At 52.9% G+C, this 23346-nt stretch carries 27 protein-coding genes; all 27 read left to right on the top strand.

The window, feature by feature from the left end:
* The first annotated feature begins 116 nt into the window (after window positions 1–116).
* The 27 genes from H8705_RS11400 to H8705_RS11270 all read left to right on the top strand — a co-directional run bounded on the left by H8705_RS11400 (window position 117) and on the right by H8705_RS11270 (window position 23337).
* Window positions 117–398 carry a VRR-NUC domain-containing protein gene (locus tag H8705_RS11400; protein WP_128746776.1) on the top strand — a complete coding sequence of 94 codons (282 nt, stop codon included), beginning with the start codon at window positions 117–119 and terminating at the stop codon, window positions 396–398.
* Window positions 379–1743 carry a DEAD/DEAH box helicase gene (locus H8705_RS11395; RefSeq protein ID WP_262395906.1) on the top strand — a complete coding sequence of 455 codons (1365 nt, stop codon included), beginning with the start codon at window positions 379–381 and terminating at the stop codon, window positions 1741–1743. Before H8705_RS11400 ends, H8705_RS11395 begins: the two co-directional genes overlap by 20 nt.
* An 18-nt stretch (window positions 1744–1761) precedes the next feature.
* Window positions 1762–2262 carry a hypothetical protein gene (locus H8705_RS11390; RefSeq protein ID WP_392392090.1) on the top strand — a complete coding sequence of 167 codons (501 nt, stop codon included), beginning with the start codon at window positions 1762–1764 and terminating at the stop codon, window positions 2260–2262.
* 123 nt (window positions 2263–2385) lie between these two features.
* On the top strand, window positions 2386–2745 hold the full coding sequence (locus H8705_RS11385) for an HNH endonuclease (protein ID WP_262395905.1): 360 nt from the start codon (window positions 2386–2388) through the stop codon (window positions 2743–2745).
* 121 nt (window positions 2746–2866) lie between these two features.
* Window positions 2867–3412 (top strand): P27 family phage terminase small subunit, encoded by a 546-nt coding sequence (locus H8705_RS11380; protein ID WP_262395904.1) that lies wholly within the window; start codon window positions 2867–2869, stop codon window positions 3410–3412.
* A gap of 2 nt (window positions 3413–3414) precedes the next feature.
* The gene (locus tag H8705_RS11375; RefSeq protein ID WP_262395903.1) at window positions 3415–4200 is read left to right on the top strand and encodes an S-adenosylmethionine synthetase N-terminal domain-containing protein; all 786 of its coding nucleotides are present in this window, start codon (window positions 3415–3417) and stop codon (window positions 4198–4200) included.
* Window positions 4194–5429 (top strand): site-specific DNA-methyltransferase, encoded by a 1236-nt coding sequence (locus H8705_RS11370; RefSeq protein WP_262395902.1) that lies wholly within the window; start codon window positions 4194–4196, stop codon window positions 5427–5429. Before H8705_RS11375 ends, H8705_RS11370 begins: the two co-directional genes overlap by 7 nt.
* Window positions 5422–7326, top strand: coding sequence for a DNA cytosine methyltransferase (locus H8705_RS11365; protein ID WP_262395901.1), 1905 nt, complete (start codon window positions 5422–5424; stop codon window positions 7324–7326). The genes H8705_RS11370 and H8705_RS11365 overlap by 8 nt, the downstream gene beginning before the upstream one ends.
* Before the next feature lie 91 nt (window positions 7327–7417).
* Complete coding sequence (locus H8705_RS11360; protein WP_262395900.1) at window positions 7418–8119, top strand: virulence protein; 702 nt, start codon at window positions 7418–7420, stop codon at window positions 8117–8119.
* The gene (locus tag H8705_RS11355) at window positions 8110–8346 is read left to right on the top strand and encodes a DUF4314 domain-containing protein (RefSeq protein WP_262395899.1); all 237 of its coding nucleotides are present in this window, start codon (window positions 8110–8112) and stop codon (window positions 8344–8346) included. The genes H8705_RS11360 and H8705_RS11355 overlap by 10 nt, the downstream gene beginning before the upstream one ends.
* Window positions 8336–8512: a DUF5049 domain-containing protein gene (locus H8705_RS11350; RefSeq protein ID WP_128744942.1), complete on the top strand. Its 177-nt coding sequence runs from the start codon at window positions 8336–8338 to the stop codon at window positions 8510–8512. The genes H8705_RS11355 and H8705_RS11350 overlap by 11 nt, the downstream gene beginning before the upstream one ends.
* Before the next feature lie 137 nt (window positions 8513–8649).
* Window positions 8650–8910, top strand: coding sequence for an Nmad4 family putative nucleotide modification protein (locus tag H8705_RS11345; RefSeq protein ID WP_128746774.1), 261 nt, complete (start codon window positions 8650–8652; stop codon window positions 8908–8910).
* An 18-nt stretch (window positions 8911–8928) separates the two neighbouring features.
* Window positions 8929–9117 carry a hypothetical protein gene (locus H8705_RS11340; RefSeq protein ID WP_262395896.1) on the top strand — a complete coding sequence of 63 codons (189 nt, stop codon included), beginning with the start codon at window positions 8929–8931 and terminating at the stop codon, window positions 9115–9117.
* Window positions 9118–9231: 114 nt separating this feature from the next.
* Window positions 9232–10833, top strand: a complete 1602-nt coding sequence (locus H8705_RS11335) for a terminase large subunit (RefSeq protein WP_262395951.1) — start codon at window positions 9232–9234, stop codon at window positions 10831–10833.
* Between the two features lie 12 nt (window positions 10834–10845).
* Entirely contained in the window at window positions 10846–11622 is a 777-nt protein-coding gene (locus tag H8705_RS11330) for a phosphoadenosine phosphosulfate reductase domain-containing protein (protein ID WP_262395895.1), read from the top strand.
* A complete protein-coding gene (locus H8705_RS11325) occupies window positions 11622–12986 on the top strand; it encodes a phage portal protein (protein ID WP_262395893.1) in 1365 nt (454 codons plus the stop codon). Before H8705_RS11330 ends, H8705_RS11325 begins: the two co-directional genes overlap by 1 nt.
* Window positions 12883–13614: a head maturation protease, ClpP-related gene (locus H8705_RS11320; RefSeq protein ID WP_262395892.1), complete on the top strand. Its 732-nt coding sequence runs from the start codon at window positions 12883–12885 to the stop codon at window positions 13612–13614. The genes H8705_RS11325 and H8705_RS11320 overlap by 104 nt, the downstream gene beginning before the upstream one ends.
* Before the next feature lie 6 nt (window positions 13615–13620).
* Window positions 13621–14823, top strand: a complete 1203-nt coding sequence (locus H8705_RS11315) for a phage major capsid protein (protein ID WP_262395891.1) — start codon at window positions 13621–13623, stop codon at window positions 14821–14823.
* Between the two features lie 3 nt (window positions 14824–14826).
* A complete protein-coding gene (locus H8705_RS11310; protein ID WP_262395890.1) occupies window positions 14827–15153 on the top strand; it encodes a head-tail connector protein in 327 nt (108 codons plus the stop codon).
* Between the two features lie 2 nt (window positions 15154–15155).
* Complete coding sequence (locus tag H8705_RS11305) at window positions 15156–15497, top strand: head-tail adaptor protein (RefSeq protein WP_262395889.1); 342 nt, start codon at window positions 15156–15158, stop codon at window positions 15495–15497.
* The gene (locus H8705_RS11300) at window positions 15484–15915 is read left to right on the top strand and encodes an HK97-gp10 family putative phage morphogenesis protein (RefSeq protein ID WP_262395888.1); all 432 of its coding nucleotides are present in this window, start codon (window positions 15484–15486) and stop codon (window positions 15913–15915) included. Before H8705_RS11305 ends, H8705_RS11300 begins: the two co-directional genes overlap by 14 nt.
* Window positions 15912–16253 (top strand): hypothetical protein, encoded by a 342-nt coding sequence (locus tag H8705_RS11295; RefSeq protein ID WP_262395887.1) that lies wholly within the window; start codon window positions 15912–15914, stop codon window positions 16251–16253. The genes H8705_RS11300 and H8705_RS11295 overlap by 4 nt, the downstream gene beginning before the upstream one ends.
* A gap of 3 nt (window positions 16254–16256) precedes the next feature.
* The gene (locus H8705_RS11290) at window positions 16257–16853 is read left to right on the top strand and encodes a major tail protein (protein WP_262395886.1); all 597 of its coding nucleotides are present in this window, start codon (window positions 16257–16259) and stop codon (window positions 16851–16853) included.
* A gap of 13 nt (window positions 16854–16866) precedes the next feature.
* Entirely contained in the window at window positions 16867–17250 is a 384-nt protein-coding gene (locus tag H8705_RS11285; RefSeq protein ID WP_262395885.1) for a hypothetical protein, read from the top strand.
* A 205-nt stretch (window positions 17251–17455) separates the two neighbouring features.
* Window positions 17456–20014: a phage tail protein gene (locus H8705_RS11280; RefSeq protein WP_262395884.1), complete on the top strand. Its 2559-nt coding sequence runs from the start codon at window positions 17456–17458 to the stop codon at window positions 20012–20014.
* Window positions 20015–20030: 16 nt separating this feature from the next.
* Window positions 20031–20807, top strand: a complete 777-nt coding sequence (locus H8705_RS11275; protein ID WP_262395883.1) for a distal tail protein Dit — start codon at window positions 20031–20033, stop codon at window positions 20805–20807.
* Window positions 20808–20811: 4 nt separating this feature from the next.
* Window positions 20812–23337: a phage tail protein gene (locus tag H8705_RS11270; protein ID WP_262395882.1), complete on the top strand. Its 2526-nt coding sequence runs from the start codon at window positions 20812–20814 to the stop codon at window positions 23335–23337.
* The last annotated feature ends 9 nt before the right edge of the window (window positions 23338–23346 follow it).

The following is a 23346-nucleotide window of genomic DNA, read 5'->3' as shown; positions in this document are numbered from 1 at the left end:
GTCTATTACAAAAAGTCTCTTAAGGGAAAATTTCAAGAAAAAACCATAAGAAAGAGTTTAGTAAATGACATTGATACACCTTGCACATGGTCAGAAAAACGAATGGAGAAAGCATTATGAGAGAAAAAGCAATCGAGCAAAAATTAACGCTGATGGTAAAAAAGCAGGGCGGCATCTGTCCGAAGTTCGTTTCTCCTGGATTTGATGGGATGCCGGACAGAATCGTTCTTTTGCCCGGTGGCTGTATGGCTTTTGTGGAAGTAAAGGCCCCAGGGAAAAAGCCACGGGCATTGCAGACCTCCCGCCACGCACTCTTGCGGAGATTGGGGTTCAGGGTCTATGTCCTGGATAACGAAGAGCAGATCGGAGGGATTCTTGATGAGATACGCACCGCATGACTACCAGGCTTATGCCATCGACTACATCGAAACCCATCCCATCGCTACCGTCTTTCTGGACATGGGTCTTGGCAAAACGAGCATCACCCTCACGGCCATCGGCAATCTTCTGTTTGACAGCTTCGAAGTACACCGAGTTCTGGTAATCGCACCGCTGCGTGTGGCACGGGATACATGGACGGCTGAAGTCGATAAGTGGGATCACCTCCAGAACCTCATCTGTTCCGTGGCTGTTGGCACAGAAGCAGAACGCAAAGCCGCCCTGATGCGACCTGCCGATATTTATATCATCAACCGTGAAAATGTGCAGTGGCTTGTGGAGGAAAGCGGCATTCCGTTCACCTTCGATATGATTGTGATTGACGAACTGTCCTCCTTCAAGAACCACAACACAAAGCGGTTCAAGTCCATCTTGAAAGTCAGACCCAGAGTCAGCCGCATCGTTGGACTGACCGGCACTCCCGCCTCCAACGGCCTGATGGATCTGTGGGCAGAGTTCCGCATCCTGGACATGGGTCAGCGCCTTGGGCGATTCATCACCAAGTACCGCACCGACTACTTCATGCCGGATAAGCGCAACGGTCAGATCATCTACTCCTACAAGCCACTGCCGTATGCGGAGGATGCCATCTACAGACAGATTTCAGACATCACCATTTCCATGAAATCCACTGACCACCTGCAGATGCCGGAACTGGTAAACAGCGAGTACACGGTTCAGCTTTCCGATGAGGAGCGGGAGCATTACGATGAACTGAAGCGTGAGTTGGTTCTGACCCTGGATGACGGCGAGATCACTGCTGCCAACGCAGCATCCCTTTCCGGCAAGCTGTCACAGATGGCAAACGGCGCGATCTACGATGACAGCGGTAAGGTTATCCAAATCCATGACCGCAAGTTGGATGCTCTTGAGGACATCATCGAAGCGGCAAACGGCAAGCCGGTTCTGGTGGCCTACTGGTTCAAGCATGACCTGACCCGCATATCCGAGCGGCTGAAAAAACTGCATATTCCGTTCTCCCGCCTGGATGACTCCGACAGCATCCGTAGATGGAACAACGGTCAAATCTCGGTGGCTCTGATCCACCCTGCATCGGCAGGACACGGTTTGAACCTCCAGTCCGGCGGCTCCACACTTGTGTGGTTCGGGCTGACATGGAGTTTGGAACTGTATCAGCAGACCGTAGCCCGTCTGTGGCGGCAGGGTCAGACCTCCGAAACCGTGGTGGTTCAGCACATCGTCACAAAGGGCACCATTGACAACCGCATCATGAAAGCCCTCTCCCAAAAGGAGCATACCCAGACGGCATTGATTGATGCCGTAAAAGCGGCCTTGAAAATCTGAGTCAATCTATGAAAATCCGTGCCAATCCGAGGATCACAACATTTCGGAGGTACGAATATGAATATTATCTGGCACTATTTGGACAAACGCGGCGCTGCCATCAATGCATTGAAGGATTATGGCAGTATGCAGTACATCATTGACCACACCGATGAGGAGATCGATACCGTCCATGACAGAATGTCCTCTGTTGGCAGTCCCGTCCTCTCGGATATGCCGAAAGGTCCCCATAATCCGCAGGCAAATGAAAACCGCATCATCGCAGCCATTGATGAAATCGATGTGCTGAAGGAGCGGTACAGACAGGCTGTTGAGTACATGGACTGGTTCAAACCGGCGTGGATGGCACTGTCCGAGGATGAACGCTATGTCCTGCAGACCTTCTACTGGAACGAGGACGAGCGTCAAACCGATGCCGTTTACGACATCTGTGACCACTTCAACATCGAGCGGTCTTCCGCATACAACAAAAAGAACCGTGCTGTTCAGCATCTGGCCCTGCTTCTGTATGGCAAGTGATGAGTAATATCGTGGACGCTTTTTCCGTTACGGCGTTGTATAATAGTATCATGAAAGACTGCACAGAGAGCCTCATGGGAGCAATCCCGTGGGGCTTTTTGTATGCCCCAAGGAGGTGAAACGATGCCGAAGAAACCGAAGCGTCCGTGTTCTTACCCCGGCTGTCCCAAGCTAACGGATGGCAGGTTCTGTGAGGAACACGCAAAGGCTGAAGCCAAACGCTACGAGAAGTACGACAGAGACCCTGCTGTACGCCGTAGATACGGACGGGCCTGGAAGCGTATCCGTGACAGCTATGTGCAGCAGCATCCTTTGTGTGAGGTGTGCCAGAAGGACGGCCGACTGGTTGCGACCGAGGAAGTCCACCACAAGGTGCCTTTATCCGAGGGCGGCACTCACGCAAGAGATAATTTGATTGCCCTTTGTAAGTCCTGCCACGCCAGAATCCATGCCGAGCGTGGTGATCGTTGGCATAATCAGTGACCCGGTAGGGGCGGTCAAATCTCCGGGACCTTTATCCCGTGCAACGGGCCTGGGAGTCCGTGTGGAAAATCGCATAAGTTTTCGGGGGAATAGACCCCGGCATGAAGGAGGTGTGAAGAATATGGGTCAGAGAGGACCAAAACCCGGCTCCGGTGGCAGACCGAAAAAGCCGATTGCGGACAAGATTGCGGATGGCAACCCTGGCAAGCGACCGCTGACTGTAATTGATTTCAAAGACAGCGCGGCTGATCTGGAGGGGCAGCCGATGCCCAAGCCCTCCGAGTTCCTTTCCGCAAAACAGAAAGACGGCTCTACGCTCTGTGCTGCCGAGATTTATGAAAATGTATGGAAGTGGCTGTCCGACCGTGGATGCGCTGCCATCATTTCTCCGCAGCTCATTGAACGCTTCGCTATGGCAAGCGCCAGATGGATTCAGTGTGAGTCCCTCACCAGTGAGTTGGGCTTTCTGGCAAAGCACCCCACCACGGGTGCAGCAATCCAGTCACCCTATGTGGCTATCGCAAACACATACATGACCCAGGCAAATCGCCTGTGGTCGGAAATTTACCAGATCGTCCGTGAGAACTGCACCGGCGAATATAACGGTGCAAATCCCCAGGATGATGTTATGGAACGATTGCTTCGTGCAAGGAAAGGAAACGGTTGATTATGTTTGAAAAAGTAAATCCCGCCCATCCCGATAAGATTGCCGACCGCATTGCCGGGGCACTCGTTGACCTGGCATATAAATCCGAGAGAAACCCTCGCATCGCAGTGGAAGTTCTCATCGGTCACGGAACCTGCCATATCATCGCAGAGACTTCCGTGCAGCTTTCCATTGATGATGTGACTGCTGCCGTTCACCGCATCGCAGGCTTCCTTAATGTTGACTACTCCGAAGTTCCCCAGGATGTCCACCTCTCCCGAAATCAGAGTGGCGCTATCCGCTGTGGCGACAACGGCATCTTTAAGGGTGTGCCTGTAACTGCCGAGCAGAAAAGTCTCGCTTCCGGCGTCAGAAAAATGTACGAAGAGTACCCCTTTGACGGCAAATACATCATTGATGGTCACCGCGCTATCGTCTGCCAGAGCAATGTATCCCACAGCGAACTTCTGCCTTTGTGGCCTTTGGCAGAAATCAATCCGCTCGGTGACTGGACTGGTGGCACGGATGTGGACACCGGTGCTACCAACCGCAAGTTGGGCAGTGATATGGCTGACTCCGTAACAGGCGGTGGTCTCCACGGCAAAGACCTCTCCAAGGCTGATGTCAGCGTAAATATCTATGCTTGGCTCAAGGCGCAGAAAACCCGTGAACCTGTGGAAATGTGCTGCGCCATCGGTGATGAGACCGTGGACGGCATTCCTTATTCTGAAATTGTGGAAACGGCAAGAGCCTATATCGAATCCGTTGGCGGGTTCGAGAAGTTTGCCGAGTGGGGTCTGGTATGCTGATTGAAAAGAAAAATACGGCAGACCTTCTGCCTGCCGACTATAACCCCCGCAAAGACCTCAAGCCCGGTGATGCGGAATATGAAAAGCTGAAACGCTCTATTGAACAGTTCGGCTATGTCGAACCCGTCATCTGGAACAAGGCTACCGGCCGTGTGGTTGGCGGTCATCAGCGTCTGAAGGTTCTGATGGATATGGGTATGACCGAAGTGGACTGCGTTGTGGTGGAGATGGACGAGGACAAGGAAAAAGCCCTCAACATTGCCCTTAACAAAATCAGCGGTGATTGGGACAAGGATAAACTTGCTCTGCTCATTGCTGACCTGCAGGGTGCTGACTTCGATGTGTCCTTCACTGGCTTCGAGCCTGCCGAGATCGATGATCTGTTCAAGGATACCCTCAAGGACGGTGTCAAAGATGATGATTTCGATGTAGGCGCTGAACTGGAAAAGCCCACCATGACCAAGCCCGGTGATATTTGGATGCTCGGTCGCCACCGTCTGATTTGCGGTGACAGCACCAAGGCTGAAACCTATGACCTTCTGATGGGCAGTACCAAAGCGAACCTGGTCATTACCGACCCTCCGTACAACGTCAACTACGAAGGCAGCGCAGGCAAAATCAAAAACGACAACATGGCAGATGATGCCTTTTATAACTTCCTTCTGGATGCGTACACGCAGATGCACTCCGCAATGGCGGATGATGCTTCCATCTATGTGTTCCACGCGGACACCGAGGGTTTGAACTTCCGCAGGGCTTTTGCCGATGCGGGTTTTTATTTGTCTGGCTGTTGCATCTGGAAAAAGCAGTCCCTTGTCCTGGGGCGCTCTCCTTACCAGTGGCAGCACGAACCCTGTCTGTACGGTTGGAAGAAAAACGGTAAGCACCAGTGGTACACCGGCAGGAAGGAAACCACCATCTGGGAATTTGACAAGCCCAAGAAGAATGGTGACCATCCGACCATGAAGCCGATCCCGCTTCTGGCGTATCCCATTATGAATTCTTCCATGAGCAACAGCGTGGTACTCGACCCCTTCGGCGGTTCAGGCTCTACGCTGATTGCCTGTGAGCAAACCGACCGCATCTGCTACACCGTGGAACTGGATGAAAAGTTCTGCGATGTAATCGTGAAGCGGTATATCGAGCAGATCGGCAGTGCAGACGGTGTTACTGTGCAGCGTGAGGGTCTGACTTACAAATACTCCGAAGTGGAGGTACAACATGAATAATTTGACCCTGGGCAGTCTCTTTGACGGTTCCGGCGGTTTTCCTTTGGGCGGCTTGATTTCCGGCATCACACCTGTGTGGGCATCGGAGATCGAGCCGTTTCCCATTCGGGTCACCACCAAACGACTGCCATTTATGAAACATTACGGCGACATCTCCCAGATGGATGGCGGGAAGATCGAACCCGTGGACATTATCACCTTCGGCTCACCTTGCACGGATATGTCTGTTGCCGGACGCAGAGCCGGATTGGAGGGGCAACAGTCCGTACTGTTCTATCAAGCCATCCGTATCATTAAGGAAATGAGGTGTGCCACCAATGGCAAATATCCAAAATACATCGTGTGGGAGAATGTCCCCGGCGCCTTCTCCTCAAACGGCGGTGAAGACTTCAAGGCAGTCCTCGAAGCGGTCATCGGCGTCGCAGAGCCGGACACCCAGGTGCCTATGCCTGAGAAAAACCGATGGCCCTATGCCGACTGCTACATGGGAGACGGATGGAGCGTTGCTTACCGAGTTCTCGATGCTCAATTCTGGGGAGTTCCCCAACGAAGAAAACGCATCTACCTTGTCGCAGATTTTGCAGGTGGGCGTGCCTTCGACATACTTTTTAAGTCCGAAGGCTTGTCTGGGTATTCTGCGGAGAGCTTCCGCTCGTGGCAAAGAACTGCCGGAAGTGCTGCGGATCGCACTGGAACAGCAAGCCGCTGCTTAAATGACCAGGGCGGTCAGCGTATGGACGTGACGGATGATGTAACCGCCACGCTCCGCGCCGAAGCTCACCATCCTCCGTGCGTTCTGGAATCAGCAGGGTTCTGCACCGAGCATTCTGCCAAGAGTCGTAGCATTGGCTATGAGGAAGAAACCTCGCCTACGCTCCGAGCGGGTGTTGTTCCTGCAGCAGTCGCCTTGGAAAACCATCCAACCGACAGCAGAGTGAAGATTGCCGAGGACGGCAAGGTTCAGACTCTCACCTCCCGCATGGGGACAGGCGGTGGAAATGTGCCGCTTGTTATGAAGATTCGCTCTGGTTGTGAAGGTGGCGGCAAGGGTCCTCTCATCCAGACAGATAAATCCGCCACGCTTTCCTGTAACAATGACCAGACTTTGTTTGAGCCGAAGGCTTATGGTATTTGCTCAAAAGAAAGCAATGCTATGAAATCGGACAATCCTCACAGCGGAATCTATGAGGCCGAAACATCTCGCACCATAGACGGCAATGGCGGCAACCCCGGCTGTAACCAGGGCGGCATTGCTGTGGTGGAAAGTTATGCCATCCAGGGTTCTATGATCGGTCGCAATGGTAAAAATGGTCCCCAGGGTGATGGCATCAATGAGGATGTCAGTTTTACTCTCAATACGGTCGACCGCCATGCCGTATACGCCATGACCACAGGTAGCTTCACCCAGGTTGCCGAGGATAAGGCTCCTACAGTGCTTGCCCGTGATTATAAAGACCCAACCGCCGTTTGCTATGGCATCGGCAGGGACACTTTCAACCAGGGCAAGAACGCCAAGTTCGCTCCTACCTTTGAGGAGGAACTTCAGCCCACTCTCGTTGCCAAAGGTCCCGGTGCTATTCAGAGTGGGTACACCGTCCGTAGGCTCACTCCTACAGAGTGTGCCAGACTGCAGGGATTCCCAGACTGGTGGTGCGATGACTTGGGCATTGCCGAACCTACGATGGAGGATATCCGTTATTGGTACGATGTGTTTGAAACCCATCGCAGGATCGTGGGCAGTTCCACAAAGCCTAAGTCTCTGAAGCAGATTGCCAAGTGGCTGCGCGCCCCCCATTCGGATGCCGCAGAATATAAAATGTGGGGCAACGGTGTCGCACTTCCTTGCGTGGTTTTTGTGCTGTCCGGCATCGTGTACTGTACACAATCCGAGGGCTGATAATTTGACACTATTCTGTGGTTATAGGCCTTGCTATTATTCGGTTTTAGAGCGAATATGTGACTACCAAATTTAAAGGAGGTCACACAATATGATTATCAACTACAACGTCAGCGGTTCCGACCGCAAGCAACTGGTCGCAGCCATTGCTGAACACACCGGTGAAAAAGCCAAATACCTCGGCGCACCCGGTTTTGCCTACCAGATCGGCGGTTTCACCGTCAGTGTGGACGGCAAGGTCACCATCGAGGACAACAGCACCGCCGCACCGCTCATCCACTTCCTGCGTGAGAAGGGCTTCCAGGCTGAAGACCCTCTGGCAGACTGCATCGCAGACGATGCCAACGAAGATGTGGAAGCGGACGAAGCCTGCGGCATCTGCATTTCCATGCCCCGCAGCCTTTTCACCGAAAGCAATCTGGAAAACCTCAAGGCACTCATCGCAGCCAAGGGCAACCTCATCAAAAAGGCTCTGGGTGTGGATGACCTTCCAATTGAGGTCACGGACGAGAAAGTTTCCTTCCCCTGGTTTCCGGCAGTGCCTACTCCAGAGGAACTGAAAGCCTATGACACCTTCATTTGCAAGCTGTGCGAAATGGCACGGAACGCAAAGCGAGTGGTGGCAAAGGAAAAGGAAACGGACAATGACAAGTACGCATTCCGCTGCTTCCTTCTCCGCCTGGGCTTCATCGGCGCAGAGTTCAAGACCGAACGCAAAATCTTGCTCTGCAACCCGGCGGGCAGTTCCGCCTTCAAAAGCGGTCAGCCCAAGGAGGTGGAAGTATGCGAGTAATCTCCAGAGAAGCCTTACAAGCCCTCCGTGAGCGTTACCCAAAGGGTACTCGGGTGGAACTGGTGCAGATGGATGACCCGCAGGCTCCGCCCGTCGGTACAAAAGGCACCGTAATCGGTGTTGATGATATTGGCAGCATTATGGTTGCCTGGGATACGGGTTCCGGCTTGAATGTAGCCTACGGTGTCGATGTTTGTCGAAAGGTGGCGAATACCGATGACCGATAAAATCCGAGAACAGATCCTCGCAGTCCGAAAGACTGGCCGTACCAATATGTTTGATGTTCCGATGGTACAGTACATCGCCAACGAAATGCGGTTCTATGAACTGGTGATTTTCCTTGAGGAGCATCGCTCCGAATATGTGAATTTCATCCTTACGGGCGAGTCATAAACTACACAAATTCACCCCGTAAAAATAGCTGAATAATCGTGTAGTTTATTATCGCAAAACCCCTGGATATTATGTGCTTTCAGAGGTAATATGTGTCACACCGAAAGGGAAAACACAGAAAAACGGAGGAAAACATTATGGAATTCACAACGATGGAACGGCTGCAAATGAAGGTTTCCGCAAGCTACGGCGCGGTCATTCAGTTCGGCGACAAGGTCTTTGTTACGGACTGCCACTGGAAAGGCGGTTTTACGGCAGAGATTTACGAGTTCGTTGAAACCCCAGATGAGACCGGGCTTGGCGACATTGAGTGCAGACTTGCACCCTGGGGAAAGACCGATGAGCGGTTCAAAGACAACGGCCACGCAATCGCCTGGTGCATGGCACAGGTGAAGTAAATCTGAGGAGGAAACATTATGGCAAAGACTGGACTGGAAATCATCAAGGCTCTGGACACCACTGCCGGAGAAATCGCAGAGATCATCAGCAAGGGTCACCCGCCCTTTGAAGAAGGCGGCTCGGTTGCTTGCGACAAGGTCACCTGCGAACAGTGCTGGCTGGCATGGCTGACCACGGGCAAGCCACCGATCCCCACCAAGAAGTAAAACAATATCAAAGCCCTGGGATGGAGCCGAGAGACTCTGTTCCTCGTATACGGAAAGTCGCACCGATGATGGTGGCGGCTATTTTTTATGCTCATTTGAGGGAGGTGACCGCATATCAGAAAGCTGAAGAAATACAAACCGACCCGCTTCATGTCCGAAGGCTCCTACTACAATAAGGATGCCGCTGACTATGCGGTCGGTTTCATTGAGTGCCTTTGCCATACAAAAGGTACCTGGGCAAGAAAGCCCTTTGAACTGATCGACTGGCAGGAACAGATCATCCGAGACATTTTCGGAACACTGAAGCCCAACGGCTACCGCCAGTTTAATACCGCATATATCGAAATCCCCAAGAAACAGGGAAAATCCGAACTGGCTGCCGCTGTTGCGCTTTTGCTGACCTGCGGTGATGGTGAGGAACGCGCCGAGGTTTATGGCTGTGCCGCTGACCGACAGCAGGCATCCATCGTTTTTAATGTGGCTGCCGACATGGTGCGTATGTGTCCGGCTCTGGCAAAGCGGGTCAAAATCCTTGATTCCCAAAAGCGTCTGATTTATCTGCCTACGGGCAGTATCTACCAGGTGCTTTCTGCTGATGTCGGAAACAAGCACGGCTTCAATACCCACGGCGTTGTATTCGATGAGTTGCACACGCAGCCGAACAGAAAACTGTTTGATGTTATGACCAAGGGTTCCGGCGATGCTCGTATGCAGCCGCTGTACTTCCTTATTACCACGGCAGGCAACGACACCAAGTCCATCTGCTATGAGATCCACCAAAAGGCAAAGGACATCATCGAGGGTCGTAAAATCGACCACACTTTTTATCCCGTTATCTACGGTGCGGATGAAAGCGACGACTGGACTGACCCGGAAACCTGGAAGAAGGCTAACCCCTCCCTGGGCATTACGGTGGGCATCGACAAGGTGCGTGATGCCTGTGAGTCCGCCAAGCAGAACCCCGGCGAAGAGAATGCGTTCCGGCAGCTTCGCTTGAACCAGTGGGTCAAGCAGGCAGTCCGTTGGATGCCGATGGACAGATGGGACAAATGCGCCTTTGCCACCTCCGAGGATGACCTTGAGGGGCGCGTGTGTTACGGTGGTCTGGACTTGTCCTCCACCACAGATATTACTGCACTGGTTCTGGTGTTCCCGCCTGAATACGATGATGATAAATATATCATCCTACCGTATTTCTGGATACCAGAGGATAACCTCGACCTCCGTGTCCGGCGCGACCATGTGCCGTATGATGTTTGGGAGAGGCAGGGTTTCCTGCAGACCACCGAGGGCAATGTGGTTCACTATGGTTACATCGAAAAATTCATCGAGCGCCTGGGTGAACGATACAACATCCGTGAAATTGCCTTTGACCGCTGGGGCGCTGTGCAGATGGTGCAGAACCTTGAGGGTATGGGCTTCACGGTCGTTCCTTTCGGACAGGGCTTCAAAGATATGTCCCCGCCCACCAAAGAACTGATGAAACTGGTGCTTGAAGAACAGGTCGCCCACGGTGGGCACCCCGTTCTTCGATGGATGATGGATAACATCTTCATCCGCACCGACCCCGCCGGCAACATCAAGCCGGACAAGGAAAAATCCACTGAAAAGATTGACGGTGCGGTTGCTACTATTATGGCTCTCGACCGCGCGATCCGTTGCGGCAATGATACCAGTGCTTCGGTCTACGATGACCGGGGCATTTTGTTTATCTGACGGAGGTGTGAAATGGAAAAGAAAAAACTGCATATTGTTTCGCTCTCCGGCGGCAAGGACTCAACAGCCATGCTTCTGCGGATGTTGGAGAAAGGATGGCCTGTCGATCTCATTCTGTTCTGCGATACGGGGCTTGAGTTTGACGGTATGTACCACCACATTGAAAAACTGGAAAAGTATATCGGCAGACCGATCACCAGGCTCAAGTCCGAATATTCCTTTGAGTACCTGCTTTTGGAGCATATGCCCAGGAGAAAGAACCCCGAACTGTTCGGTCGCAAAGGTTATAGTTGGGCGGGTCCCAGAAACCGTTGGTGTACTGCCATGCTGAAACAGCGGATCATTGACCGCTATCTCCGCAATCTGGCAAAGGAATACGAGTTGGTTCAGTATATCGGTATTGCCGCCGATGAACCGCAGCGTATCCGCAACTTCCGCTATCCTTTGGTGGAATGGGGCATGACCGAGGCGGACTGCCTTGCCTACTGCAAGGAGCGGGGCTTTGATTGGGATGGGCTGTACGATATTTTCCACCGTGTATCCTGTTGGTGCTGCCCGTTGCAGTCCTACGATGAACTCCGCAAATTACGAAAGCACTTCCCAGAACTCTGGAAGAAACTGCGCGATTGGGACTCCCACACCTGGCGCACATTTTTGAAACATTATTCTGTAGAGCAACTGGAAATACGCTTTGCTTTTGAGGAAGAGCGGCTTGCCGCCGGACTTCCCATAAAAGGCAGGGCGTTTTTTGATGCTCTGCGTGAGCGACTGAAAGAAGGTGATGCATAATGGGTATCTTTTCTGGTCTGTTTAAATCCAGAGATAAGCCTGAAAACCGAACTGCCGGAAGCGCCTATGCCTTTTACATGGGCGGGACTACCGCAGGCAAAACCGTAACAGAGCGGTCTGCTATGCAGATGACTGCCGTGTACTCCTGTGTCCGTATTCTGGCAGAAGCTGTGGCGGGGCTTCCGCTGCACCTCTACAAATACACCGATGGCGGCGGCAAGGAAAAAGCCCTCGACCATCCGCTGTACCGACTGCTCCATGATGAGCCGAACCCGGAAATGAGTTCTTTCGTGTTCCGTGAGACCCTCATGACCCATCTGCTTCTGTGGGGCAATGCCTATGCACAGGTCATCCGCAACGGCAAGGGTGAGGTCATCGCACTATACCCGCTGATGCCCAACAAGATGTCCGTGGACAGAGATGAAAACGGCCGTCTGTACTACACCTATTATCGTGGCTCGGATGAAGCCATTAAAAATAAGGATTTTGCGGTAACGCTTCAGCCTTCGGATGTGCTGCATATCCCAGGCTTGGGCTTTGACGGTCTGGTTGGCTACAGCCCCATTGCTATGGCAAAGAACGCCATCGGCATGGCAATTGCCTGCGAGGAGTACGGAGCCAAGTTCTTTGCAAATGGTGCGGCTCCCGGCGGCGTGTTGGAACACCCCGGCACCATCAAAGATCCGCAGCGTGTGCGCGAGAGTTGGCAGTCCACCTTCGGTGGCAGCGGAAACGCAAATAAGATTGCTGTTCTTGAGGAAGGCATGAAATACACGCCAATCGGCATCTCGCCGGAACAGGCACAGTTCCTTGAGACACGCAAATTCCAAATCAATGAAATTGCTCGAATTTTCCGTGTCCCGCCCCACATGGTCGGTGATCTGGAAAAGTCGAGCTTTTCTAATATTGAGCAGCAGTCCCTTGAGTTCGTGAAATACACCCTCGACCCCTGGGTCATCCGTTGGGAGCAGTCCATTCAGAGGGCGCTCCTGTCCCATGGTGAAAAGGCAGAGTATTTCGTGAAGTTCAATCTGGAAGGTCTGCTTCGTGGCGATTACCAGAGCCGCATGAACGGCTACGCCATCGGTCGCCAGAACGGTTGGATGTCTGCAAATGACATCCGTGAACTGGAAAACCTTGACCGCATCCCTGCGGAAGAAGGCGGCGACCTGTACCTCATTAACGGCAATATGCTCCCGCTGAAAAATGCTGGGGCTTTTGCAAATACACCTACTGATGACGGAAAGGAGGAAAATCCCGATGAAGAAGTTCTGGAAGTGGAAGAACCAGGCACAGACGGAGACGGCTCCGGCGGAGAGGACTCTGTTCTTGAGCGGCACCATCGCAGAGGAAAGTTGGTTTGACGATGACGTCACCCCGCAGCTTTTCAAGGATGAGTTGATGGCAGGCTCCGGCGACATCACTGTCTGGATCAACAGCCCCGGCGGTGACTGCGTGGCGGCAGCCCAAATCTACAATATGCTGATGGATTACAAGGGCAACGTCACGGTCAAGATTGACGGCATCGCTGCCTCCGCAGCATCCGTTATCGCTATGGCAGGCACCAAGGTTCTGATGTCCCCGGTATCCATGATGATGATCCATAACCCCATGACCATTGCTTTCGGTGACTCTGCGGAAATGCAGAAAGCCATTGAAATGCTCGGCAGTGTGAAGGATTCCATCATCAATGCCTACGAGATCAAGACCGGGCTGTCCCGCGCAAAGCTGTCCCACCTTATGGACGCTGAAACCTGGATGGATGCAAACAAGGCCGTGGAACTCGGCTTTGCTGATGAGGTCATCAAGCGTTCCGGCGATACCGAAGATGTGGAAGCACCCACAGTCTCCATGCTGTATTCCAAGGCCAATGTGGTCAATTCCCTCATGGACAAAATCGCTGCCAAGTGCGCGACCCGACCCAAACCCACCCACCAACACAGAGCCGATGACCTTTTGGATCGGCTTAATCTTATCAAAAACTGGAGGTAATTTATTATGACTATCAACGAACTGCGCGCAAAGCGTAACCAGGCTTGGGAAGCTGCAAAGGCTTTTGTAGAGACCAAGCGCAACAGTGACGGTCTGCTTTCCGATGAGGACGCCAAGACCTATGCCCAGATGGAAAAGAAGGTTCAGGACTACGGTGCTGAAATCGAGCGTATGGAAGCCATGTCTGCTATGGACGCACAGCTTTCCAAGCCCACTTCTACTCCCATCACCGAAAAGCCTATGAACGGCACTTCTGTGAATGACCAGAAGCCCAAGACCGGCCGTGCTTCCGATGCCTATAAGGACGGTATGCTCAAGGCTCTCCGTACCAACTTCCGCCAGGTCAGCAATGTTCTCCAGGAGGGCATTGACGCTGACGGTGGCTACCTGGTTCCCGAAGAGTATGACTCCCGTCTGATCGAGGCTCTGGAGGAAGAGAACATCTTCCGTAAGCTGGGCCACACCATCACCACCAGTGGTGAGCGCAAGATCAACATCGCTGCCACCAAGCCTGCGGCTGCGTGGATCGATGAGGGCGAGGAACTCACCTGGGGCGATGCAAAGTTTGCCCAGATCAATCTGGATGCCCATAAGCTCCATGTTGCCGTGAAGGTCACCGAGGAACTGCTCTACGACAACGCATTCCAGTTGGAGAAGTACATCCTTCGTCAGTTTGCAAAGGCTTTGGCCAATGCGGAAGAGGATGCCTTCCTCAATGGCACCGGCGTAGGTCAGCCCCTGGGTCTGCTTGCCGAGGAGGGTGGCGCACAGATTGGCGTGACTGCTGCATCCGCTACCGAAATCACTGCCGATGAACTCATCGACCTGGTGTACTCCCTCAAGCGCCCCTACCGCAAGAACGCCAAGTTCATCTGCAATGACCAGACTCTGGCAGCTATCCGCAAGCTGACTGACAAGAACGGTCGCTATCTGTGGCAGGATTCCGTGCAGGCAGGCGAACCCGGCAGACTCCTGGGCTATGAGGTTCACACCTCTCCTTATTTCCCCGTAATCACCGCAGGTATGCCTGCCATCGCTTTCGGTGACTACAACTACTACAACATCGGTGACCGCGGTACCCGTTCCTTTGCGGAACTGAAGGAACTGTTCGCCGGAAACGGCATGGTCGGCTTCGTTGCCAAGGAGCGCGTGGACGGCAAGCTGATTCTCCCCGAAGCGGTCAAGCTGCTCAAGATGGCGACTGCGTAATGAATGGAGGTGGCGGTGGTGGACGCTTTGCTTGAAAAAGTAAAACAGAATCTGATTCTCGACCATGCGGCGGATGATGCATTGCTGAAGGGCTACATCACCGCCGCTGTTTCATACGCAGAAAGCTATCAGCATATTCCGGCAGGTACTTACAGCGAAAAGGATATGCCTCCCACTACCGAGCAGGCAGTCATTATGCTGTCCTCCCACTTTTACGAATCCAGGGACGGCAGCACGGGCGGCTTTTTTGCTGATAATGTTCAAGCCGGTCAGCAGGTCTGGAACACGGTCAACCTTCTGCTTCGGCTCGACCGGGAATGGAAGGTGTGACCATGAGTTTCGGAAAAATGAACGGCTTTGCCGACATTATTATCACAAAAAAGGTTAAGGACAGCGAGGGCTTCACTACTATGGCAGATGAAGTCCTCGCTTCTGTCCGTGTTTACAGAGAAGGACGGCACGGCAGTCAGCGGTGGGCAAATCTCGCCGCTTTCTCCGAAGCCACCGATCTGTTCCGTTTCCGTAGCATCCCTGGTCTGGTTATTACCACCGACCACATCATTGTTACAGACGGTGAGCGGTTTGAGGTAACCTCGGTCGAGGATGTTAAAGGACGCGGTATGTACACGGAGGTTCTTGCCAAAAAGGTGGTGGCGACTGTTGGCAAAGGTTGATATCAAAATGCCGGATGAATTTCTGGAAAGGATGTCTCGTCTGGGAAAGGACTTTGATGCCGTTGCTGAAAGCGTATTGGAGGCAGGCGGTGAAGTTGTCCTGCAGAAGGTACAGAGCAACCTTTCCGCTGTGGTGGGTTCCGGCACAAAATACGAACCCCGCTCCACAGGTGAATTGGAATCGGCTCTGGGTCTGACCCCTGCCAAGACCGATAAGGACGGCAATCACAATGTCAAGGTTGGCTTTGCCGAACCTCGCAGTGATGGCGGCAGTAATGCAAAACTGGCAAATATCCTGGAATACGGCAAGCACGGTCAGCCTGCAAAGCCCTTTCTGAAGCCTGCGAAATCCGCATCACGGTCTGCTTGCAAAGCCGCGATGCAGCAGAAATTTGAAGAGGAGGTCAGAAAATTATGAGTGTACTGGCAGATATCCAGACGGCACTTTCTGTTTTGGGCATTCCCATCGAGACAGGCGTGTTCACCGATGCTGCCCCTGCGAAGTACATCGTGGTGGTTCCCATCGCTGACACTTTTGACCTCCATGCAGATAACGCTCCCGGCATTGATGTGCAGGAGGCTCGACTATCTCTTTATGTCCAGGGCAACTACATGGCAGATAAAAATGCGCTTGTAAAAACGCTTCTGAGCGCTGATTTTACCATAACCGACCGCAGATACATCGGTTATGAAACCGAAACAGGCTATCACCACTATGCGGTGGATGTAGCCAAACACTATGAAATGGAGGAATAAATCATGGCTACTATCGGTCTTGATAAACTGTATTATGCCAAAATCACCGAGGACGAGAATGGCAACGAAACCTATGCGACCCCGGTGCAACTGGCAAAGGCAATGAATGCCGATCTCTCCGTGGAACTGGCCGAGGCTACGCTCTACGCAGATGATGGCGCGGCAGAAATCGTAAAGGAGTTCAAAAACGGCACTCTGTCCCTGGGCGTGGACGATGTCGGTGCATCTGTTGCTTCCGACCTGACCGGCGCAACCGTTGATGCGAATGGCGTTGTGGTCTCTACCAGTGAGGACGGCGGCGATCCTGTGGCTGTTGGCTTCCGTGCAAAGAAGTCCAACGGAAAGTACAAGTATTACTGGCTGTACCGTGTGAAGTTCGGTATCCCCGCCACGAACCTTGCTACCAAGGGCGACAGCATCACCTTCAGCACTCCTACCATCGAGGGCACCATTCTTCGCCGTAACAAGGTTGACGGCAATGGCAAGCATCCCTGGAAGGCAGAGGTCACCGAGGGTGATTCCGCTGTAACCGCTGACACCATCACCAACTGGTATAAGGAAGTGTACGAGCCTTCTTATACCACCGCTGCGGCTGAATAAGGAGGACTAACCTATGACTACTGAACGCTCTGCAAATATCAACATCGGCGGCGATGAGTATACGCTGCTTCTGACAACCAAGGCTACCAAAGACATCGCCGGTCGTTACGGCGGTTTGGAGAACCTGGGCGATAAGCTGATGAAGTCCGAGAACTTCGAGATGGCCATTGGCGAGATCGTATGGCTCATCACGCTTCTGGCAAACCAGTCCATCCTGGTTCACAACCTCAAGCACAAGGATGCCCCCAAGGATCTGCTCACCGAGGAGATGGTGGAACTGCTCACCACACCTGTGGATCTGGCAACCTACAAGGTGGCAATCACCGAGGCTCTGTATAAGGGCACCAAGCGAAATGTGGAAAGTGAGTCTGACTCAAAAAACGCGGTGGTCGAGTAAGTGACGGAGAGTTATTTACTCGACTTTTATATTACGGCATCGCCCACCTCCATCTGTCGCAGGATGAGGTGTGGTTGATGCCGTTTGGTTTACTCCTGGACCTTTGGGAGTGCCACAAGCAATATAACGGGCTTGCCAAGCCCAAGCGGGAATTGTTCATCGATGACATTATCCCGGACGGAATCTGACGAAGGAGGTGGTATAGATGGCAGATGATTTTGGCTTAAAAATCGGTCTTGAGGGCGAAAAAGAGTTCAAGAAGGCTCTGTCGGAAATTAACCAGTCCTTCAAAGTCCTCGGCTCGGAAATGAAGGTCGTTCAGTCGCAGTTCGATAAAAACGACAATTCCGTGGAAGCCCTCACTGCCCGGAACCAGGTGCTAAACAAGGAAATCGAAGCCCAAAAGCAGAAAATCGAAACCTTACGCCAGGCACTTGCAAATGCCTCCGAGTCCTTCGGTGAAAACGACCGTAGAACGCAGCAGTGGCAGATCCAATTAAACAACGCCACCGCTGCGCTGAACGATATGGAACGGGAACTCGACCGCAACAACGCGGCTCTGGATGATGCCGAGCGTGAAATGGACGATGTTGCCGACAGCGCCGATGATCTGGAAGAGGAACTGGATGATGCCGGAGATGCCGCCGATGACTCCGAGGGGAAATTCTCCAAGTTGGGCGGCACTCTGAAAACCGTGGGCATTGCGATGGGTGCGGTGGTAACTGCTGCCGCAGCCGCCGCTGTGTCCCTGGGCAAGGCTGTGGTGGAAGCCTACGGCGAATATGAGCAGCTTGTGGGTGGTATCGACACCCTGTTCAAAGACTCCTCCGCATCCTTGCAGGAGTACGCTAATAACGCATATAAAACCGCCGGTATGTCGGCCAATGACTATATGTCTACGGTTACATCCTTCTCCGCCTCGCTGATTTCCTCTTTGGGCGGCGACACCGAAGCGGCAGTCAAGTATGCGGACATGGCTATCACCGACATGGCAGATAACGCCAATAAGATGGGTACGGACATCGGACTCATCCAGAATGCATACCAGGGATTTGCCAAGCAGAACTACACGATGCTCGATAACCTGAAACTCGGCTACGGCGGCACCAAGACCGAAATGGAACGGTTGCTTGCCGATGCCCAAGCCATTTCCGGCATTGAGTACGATATCAGTTCCTACGCTGATGTGGTCGAAGCAATCCACGTCATTCAAGAGAGCATGGGCGTTGCCGGTGCCACCGCTGCCGAAGCGGAACACACCATCGAAGGTTCTATGAACGCCATGAAGGCGGCTATCGACAACCTCATCGTGGGCTTCGGTAATGCCGATGCTGACATCGAGCAGCTTTGCAACAATGTGGTGGATGCATTCCAGGATGTGCTGACCAACATTACCCCTGTCATTGAGAATATCATCTCGGCTCTGCCAACGGCGCTGAATGCCTTGCTTTCGACCGTGGGCGAGCTGCTCCCGACCTTACTGGACACCGTGGTTGACCTGTTCTCCCAGGTGCTGACCACGCTGCTGACGATGATACCGCAACTGGTGCCGGCAGTCATTGAAGCGGTGATGACCATCGTGAACACGCTGATCGAGAACCTTCCGCTTTTGGTGGATGCCGCCGTTCAGATCATCGTCTCTCTGGTGGAAGGTATCGGCTCGGCACTTCCGCAGCTTATCCCGGCGGCAGTGCAGGCAATCATCACTATTGTGGAAGGTCTGATTTCCAACCTTCCTATGATTCTTGATGCTGCCCTGCAACTGATTATGGGACTGGCAGAAGGTTTGCTTGCCGCAATTCCAACGCTGATTGAAGCGTTGCCTTCCATTATTACAGCAATTATTGAGTTCATTCTCGGCGCGATTCCCCAAATCATCGAGGCGGGCATTCAGCTTCTGACCTCTCTGGTGGCGGCATTGCCAGACATTATCGTTGCTGTGGTAGAAGCTATCCCGCAGATTATTGACGGCATCATCACCGCCGTACTGGACAGTATTCCGCTTATCATCCAGGCGGGTATCGACCTTCTGATTTCCTTGGTGCAGGCTCTGCCGGAGATCATCACCACAATCATGGCGGCTATCCCGGAAATCATCGGTTCGGTGGTCAATGCCCTTATAAACAGCATTCCCCAGATTGTGCAGGCAGGTGTGGAACTGTTCATCTCCCTTATTGCCAACCTGCCGACCATCATCATTGAAATTGTAAAGGCTGTGCCGCAGATCCTTGCGGGTCTGGTCTCTGCCTTCGGCAAGGGTGTATCGCAACTTGCCGAGGTTGGTGGCAACCTTGTCCGTGGCTTGTGGCAGGGCATCCAGTCCCTGGCATCCTGGCTTTGGAATAAGGTGTCCGGGTGGATTTCCTCCATTTGGGATGGTATCTGCGACTTCTTCGGTATCGCATCCCCGTCCAAGGAAATGGGCTGGGTCGGTGAGATGTTGGTGGAAGGTCTGGCAGGGGCTATCAATGCCAACGGTAAGGACGCCGTTGCTGCCGCTGAAGGCATGAGTTCTGAAATCAACGATGTGATGCACAGCTTGGCTGATGATATGACCACGGCGCTGCCGACCGACTTCACCGTCAACGGCACGGTCAACCGCAACGATACTGCTTCCGGCATCGGCGGCATGGGCTACGGCGCGCTCATTACCATTCAGCAGATGGTTGTCCGCAGCGAAGAGGATATCCGCAAGATTTCCCAGGAACTCTACAACCTTATTCAAAGTGGCTCTCGCGCACAGGGTCACTTCACTACAGCATAAAGGAGGGCTTTGACCTATGGGTTTTACCTATAACGATATTACATCGGCCAGTATGGGCGTCAAAGCCCGGCTGACCTCCTGGCAGGTGTGTGGTAAACTTCGCAACTTTACCACCACCGTGCCGGGGAAATATGGTGTTGCAGACTTCGGAGCTGACTTCGATTACAGAGAAATCACCGCCCATTGCAGCATCTATCCCAAGCACAGCTTTATGGCACTGGTGTCCGCTTTGGATAACATTGCCGCTTGGCTTGACCCTACCCAGGGACTTCATCAGCTTGTGTTTGATGACGTCCCAGACAGATATTTTATGGCGCGTCTGAATGATGCTGTGGACTGTGAACGGCTCGTCCGCTCGGCAGGCAGCTTTGAACTGAAATTTTTCTGCCCAGACCCATTTGCCTACGCACTGACGGATGAGACCTTCTCCATTGCCGAGGAAGGTACTCATACCGTGACCCGTGCCATTGGCAACATTGAGTCTCTCCCGGTCTATCGCATCAAAGGTGTGCTGTCTGCCGGGGCAAGCAATTATATCAGCATTACCACAAACGGCTCGGAGATGAAGGTTATGAACGCCACGCTCTCCGAGGGCGAAACCCTTGTTGTGGACACCGACAGGATGACTGCCTATGTGGTGGATGAAAACGGAGAGACTCTCCGCAACGGCCTGCCGTATTTGCAGGAACTGAACTTTCCGACCCTTGCTGTCGGTGATAATACGGTCACCGTGGAAGTGAGCAATGCCACGCTGACGGAACTACAAATTGGGGCCAAGAGCAGATGGAGGTGACGGAATGTCTCTGAAAACAATTCTGAATAAGCAAACAGATTTTACGGGTGAGTTCCCGGCAGAGTATGCCGCCTCCGGCTTATGGCGATTCAACGAGTCTGCGCCGGATGAAGATACCTCCTTGATGGATGAGTCCGGCTACGGCCGTAACTTTACTGTTATCAACTGGTCTGGCACTACAGCAAACCTCTCCAAAAGTCCCAAAGGTCGCCAGATTCGTTTCAATATCAATAATCCGACCACGGAAAAGACCCACCTGCAGGTCACCAATGACGGCAGCATCTTTGCCAACCTTGGTGAGCGCATCATTGTGGGAGGTTGGATGAACCCTACCACTTATTCAGTGGGCAACACTTTCTGTCCGATCTTTAACACCAGATACGGTCCCGGACAGCCAATTTTCTATCTGTCCCTTTATTCCGGCAAGCCCAGAATCATGCTGTATAACTCATCTGGTTCGCTGATATTGGATAAGACTGTGACTCCATCGTTCTCTCTGGTCAACGGCGGTTGGTATTTTATTGCCGGGGTCATTGAGCCTACAAGTAAGCAGTTCACTTATGTTGTGGGCGACCGCTCCACAGGCGAAGTCTGGAAGTCCGATGTACTGACATTCACCGGGGAACTAAATCGCTCCTGCGTTGCTGATCTGGTTATCGGTATGCACGCCGACACCTATTACTACGCAGGTGGCTTTGATGACTGGTTTTTGGATTGTGATTCCGCACTGACCGCAGATGATTTGGTGGACTTTTTCAGAGCAACCGTCCTCTGCAACGGTGCAGACAGTTCTTCCGATGTGGATGCCCTTACCGATGCAAGCGGTGTCACGCTGAAAGCTGCTGATGGCGTCTACCCGGAAAGCGGTGTAATTTATACGAAAGCTGCTGACTGCAATCTTTCCGGCACGGGTAAGGTGTCCGTTACCAGTGAGTACACGGCGGGAGTCACCGCCATTGCATCCGTGGAGACCTCCACCAGTGATGACCTTACGGATTGGAGCGACTGGATCGTGGTCGGCTCGGACGGAAAGCTGCAATCTCCCAACCGAAACTATATCCGCTTCAAGGTTACGCTCACCACTTCGGACACCACCAAAACTCCGAAACTGGTGGATATCCGGCTCTATGACATTCCCAAGGCACCCTATGAGAAGCTCGGCTATGCCAGACCTGTGGTTCTGGACAGCAATGGCGCGTGGGAAGCGGTTTTGGAAAATGCCTATGACATTATTGTCACAGGCGAAATCAACGGCGAGGACACGCTGACCTTCAGCATTCCGTACCGTGACAGCAAGCGAAAGTACATCGATAACGAGAAGAAAATCCAGATCGTTGACGATGTTTATAAAATCCGCACCATTACCGATGTGAAGGACAGCACCGGCAGCACCATTACCCAGGTATATGCCGAGGCAGAGTTCTATGACCTGACCTTTTCTGTCCGCAAGGAAGAAAAGAAGTTTGATGCCGAGACTGCTGATGTTGCTATTGCCTACGCTCTGGCAGACACCGAATGGAGTGTCGGCACGGTCAATGTGACCACCAAGCGTACCTGGACTTCCACGGAAAAGAACGCTCTTTCCATTCTCCGCAGCATTGCCAATCTCCACGGCGGCGACCTTGTTTTCGATTGTCCGAACCGACTGGTGCATCTGCTGACGGTCAACGGCAAAGACAGCGGCGCGCTGTTTGCTTATAAAAAGAACATGAAAAGCATCGAGCGTATCGTGGACACCCGCTCTCTGGTCACCAGGCTATATGCCGTGGGTGCGGATGGGCTGACCTTCTCGGATATCAACGGCGGCAAACCTTACCTTGAGGATTACACCTATTCCAAGGAAATCCGCATTACCACTCTGGACTGCTCCTCCTTCACCAACCCGTACCAAATGAAGGAATTTACAGCCATGCGCCTTGCGGAATACTGCAAGCCTACCGTGTCCTATGTGCTGAATGCGATGGACTTGTCCGTTCTGACGGGCTATGAGCATGAAGCCTGGAATCTGGGCGATTATGTCCGTGTCGAAGATAAGGAGTTGGGACTTTCGGTCACCACCCGTATTGTGCGCCGCGAGTACAATCTGCAGGAGCCTTGGAACACCGTTCTGGAACTGTCCACCACGCTGAAGAACTTGGGCAGCTCCGTCAGTACTCTGGATACTATCGCAGACTCCCTTGAGGGTACGAGCGTGGTCTCCAATAACGACATCCGAGAATTGGTACCGTTCAATCATCTGCGTAATTCCCGTGCCGATGATGACATGGCCTATTGGGTCAATTCCGGCTTTGAAGCAGACGGTGCAAACGGTGCTTCCGGCACGGCATCCTTTAAGGCTGTGGGTGTTGCGGGTATGACCAAGAGTATGTCCCAGACCGTGTATCCGTCCAACCGCAGCAGTTATACGCTGTCGGCGCAGATTGCTTCGGACGATCTGGAGAAGCTGTCTGACGATGCCCAGGTGGGCATTGAGGTGGTCATAGAATACGAGGACGGCACCACCGAGACCCGTTTCATTGACCTGTACTGATGGAGGTGC

It is taken from the genome of Youxingia wuxianensis (assembly GCF_014385085.1).
GTDB classification, from domain to species: Bacteria; Bacillota; Clostridia; order Oscillospirales; family Ruminococcaceae; genus Youxingia; species Youxingia wuxianensis.
This window is presented reverse-complemented; position numbering and strand designations above follow the sequence as displayed.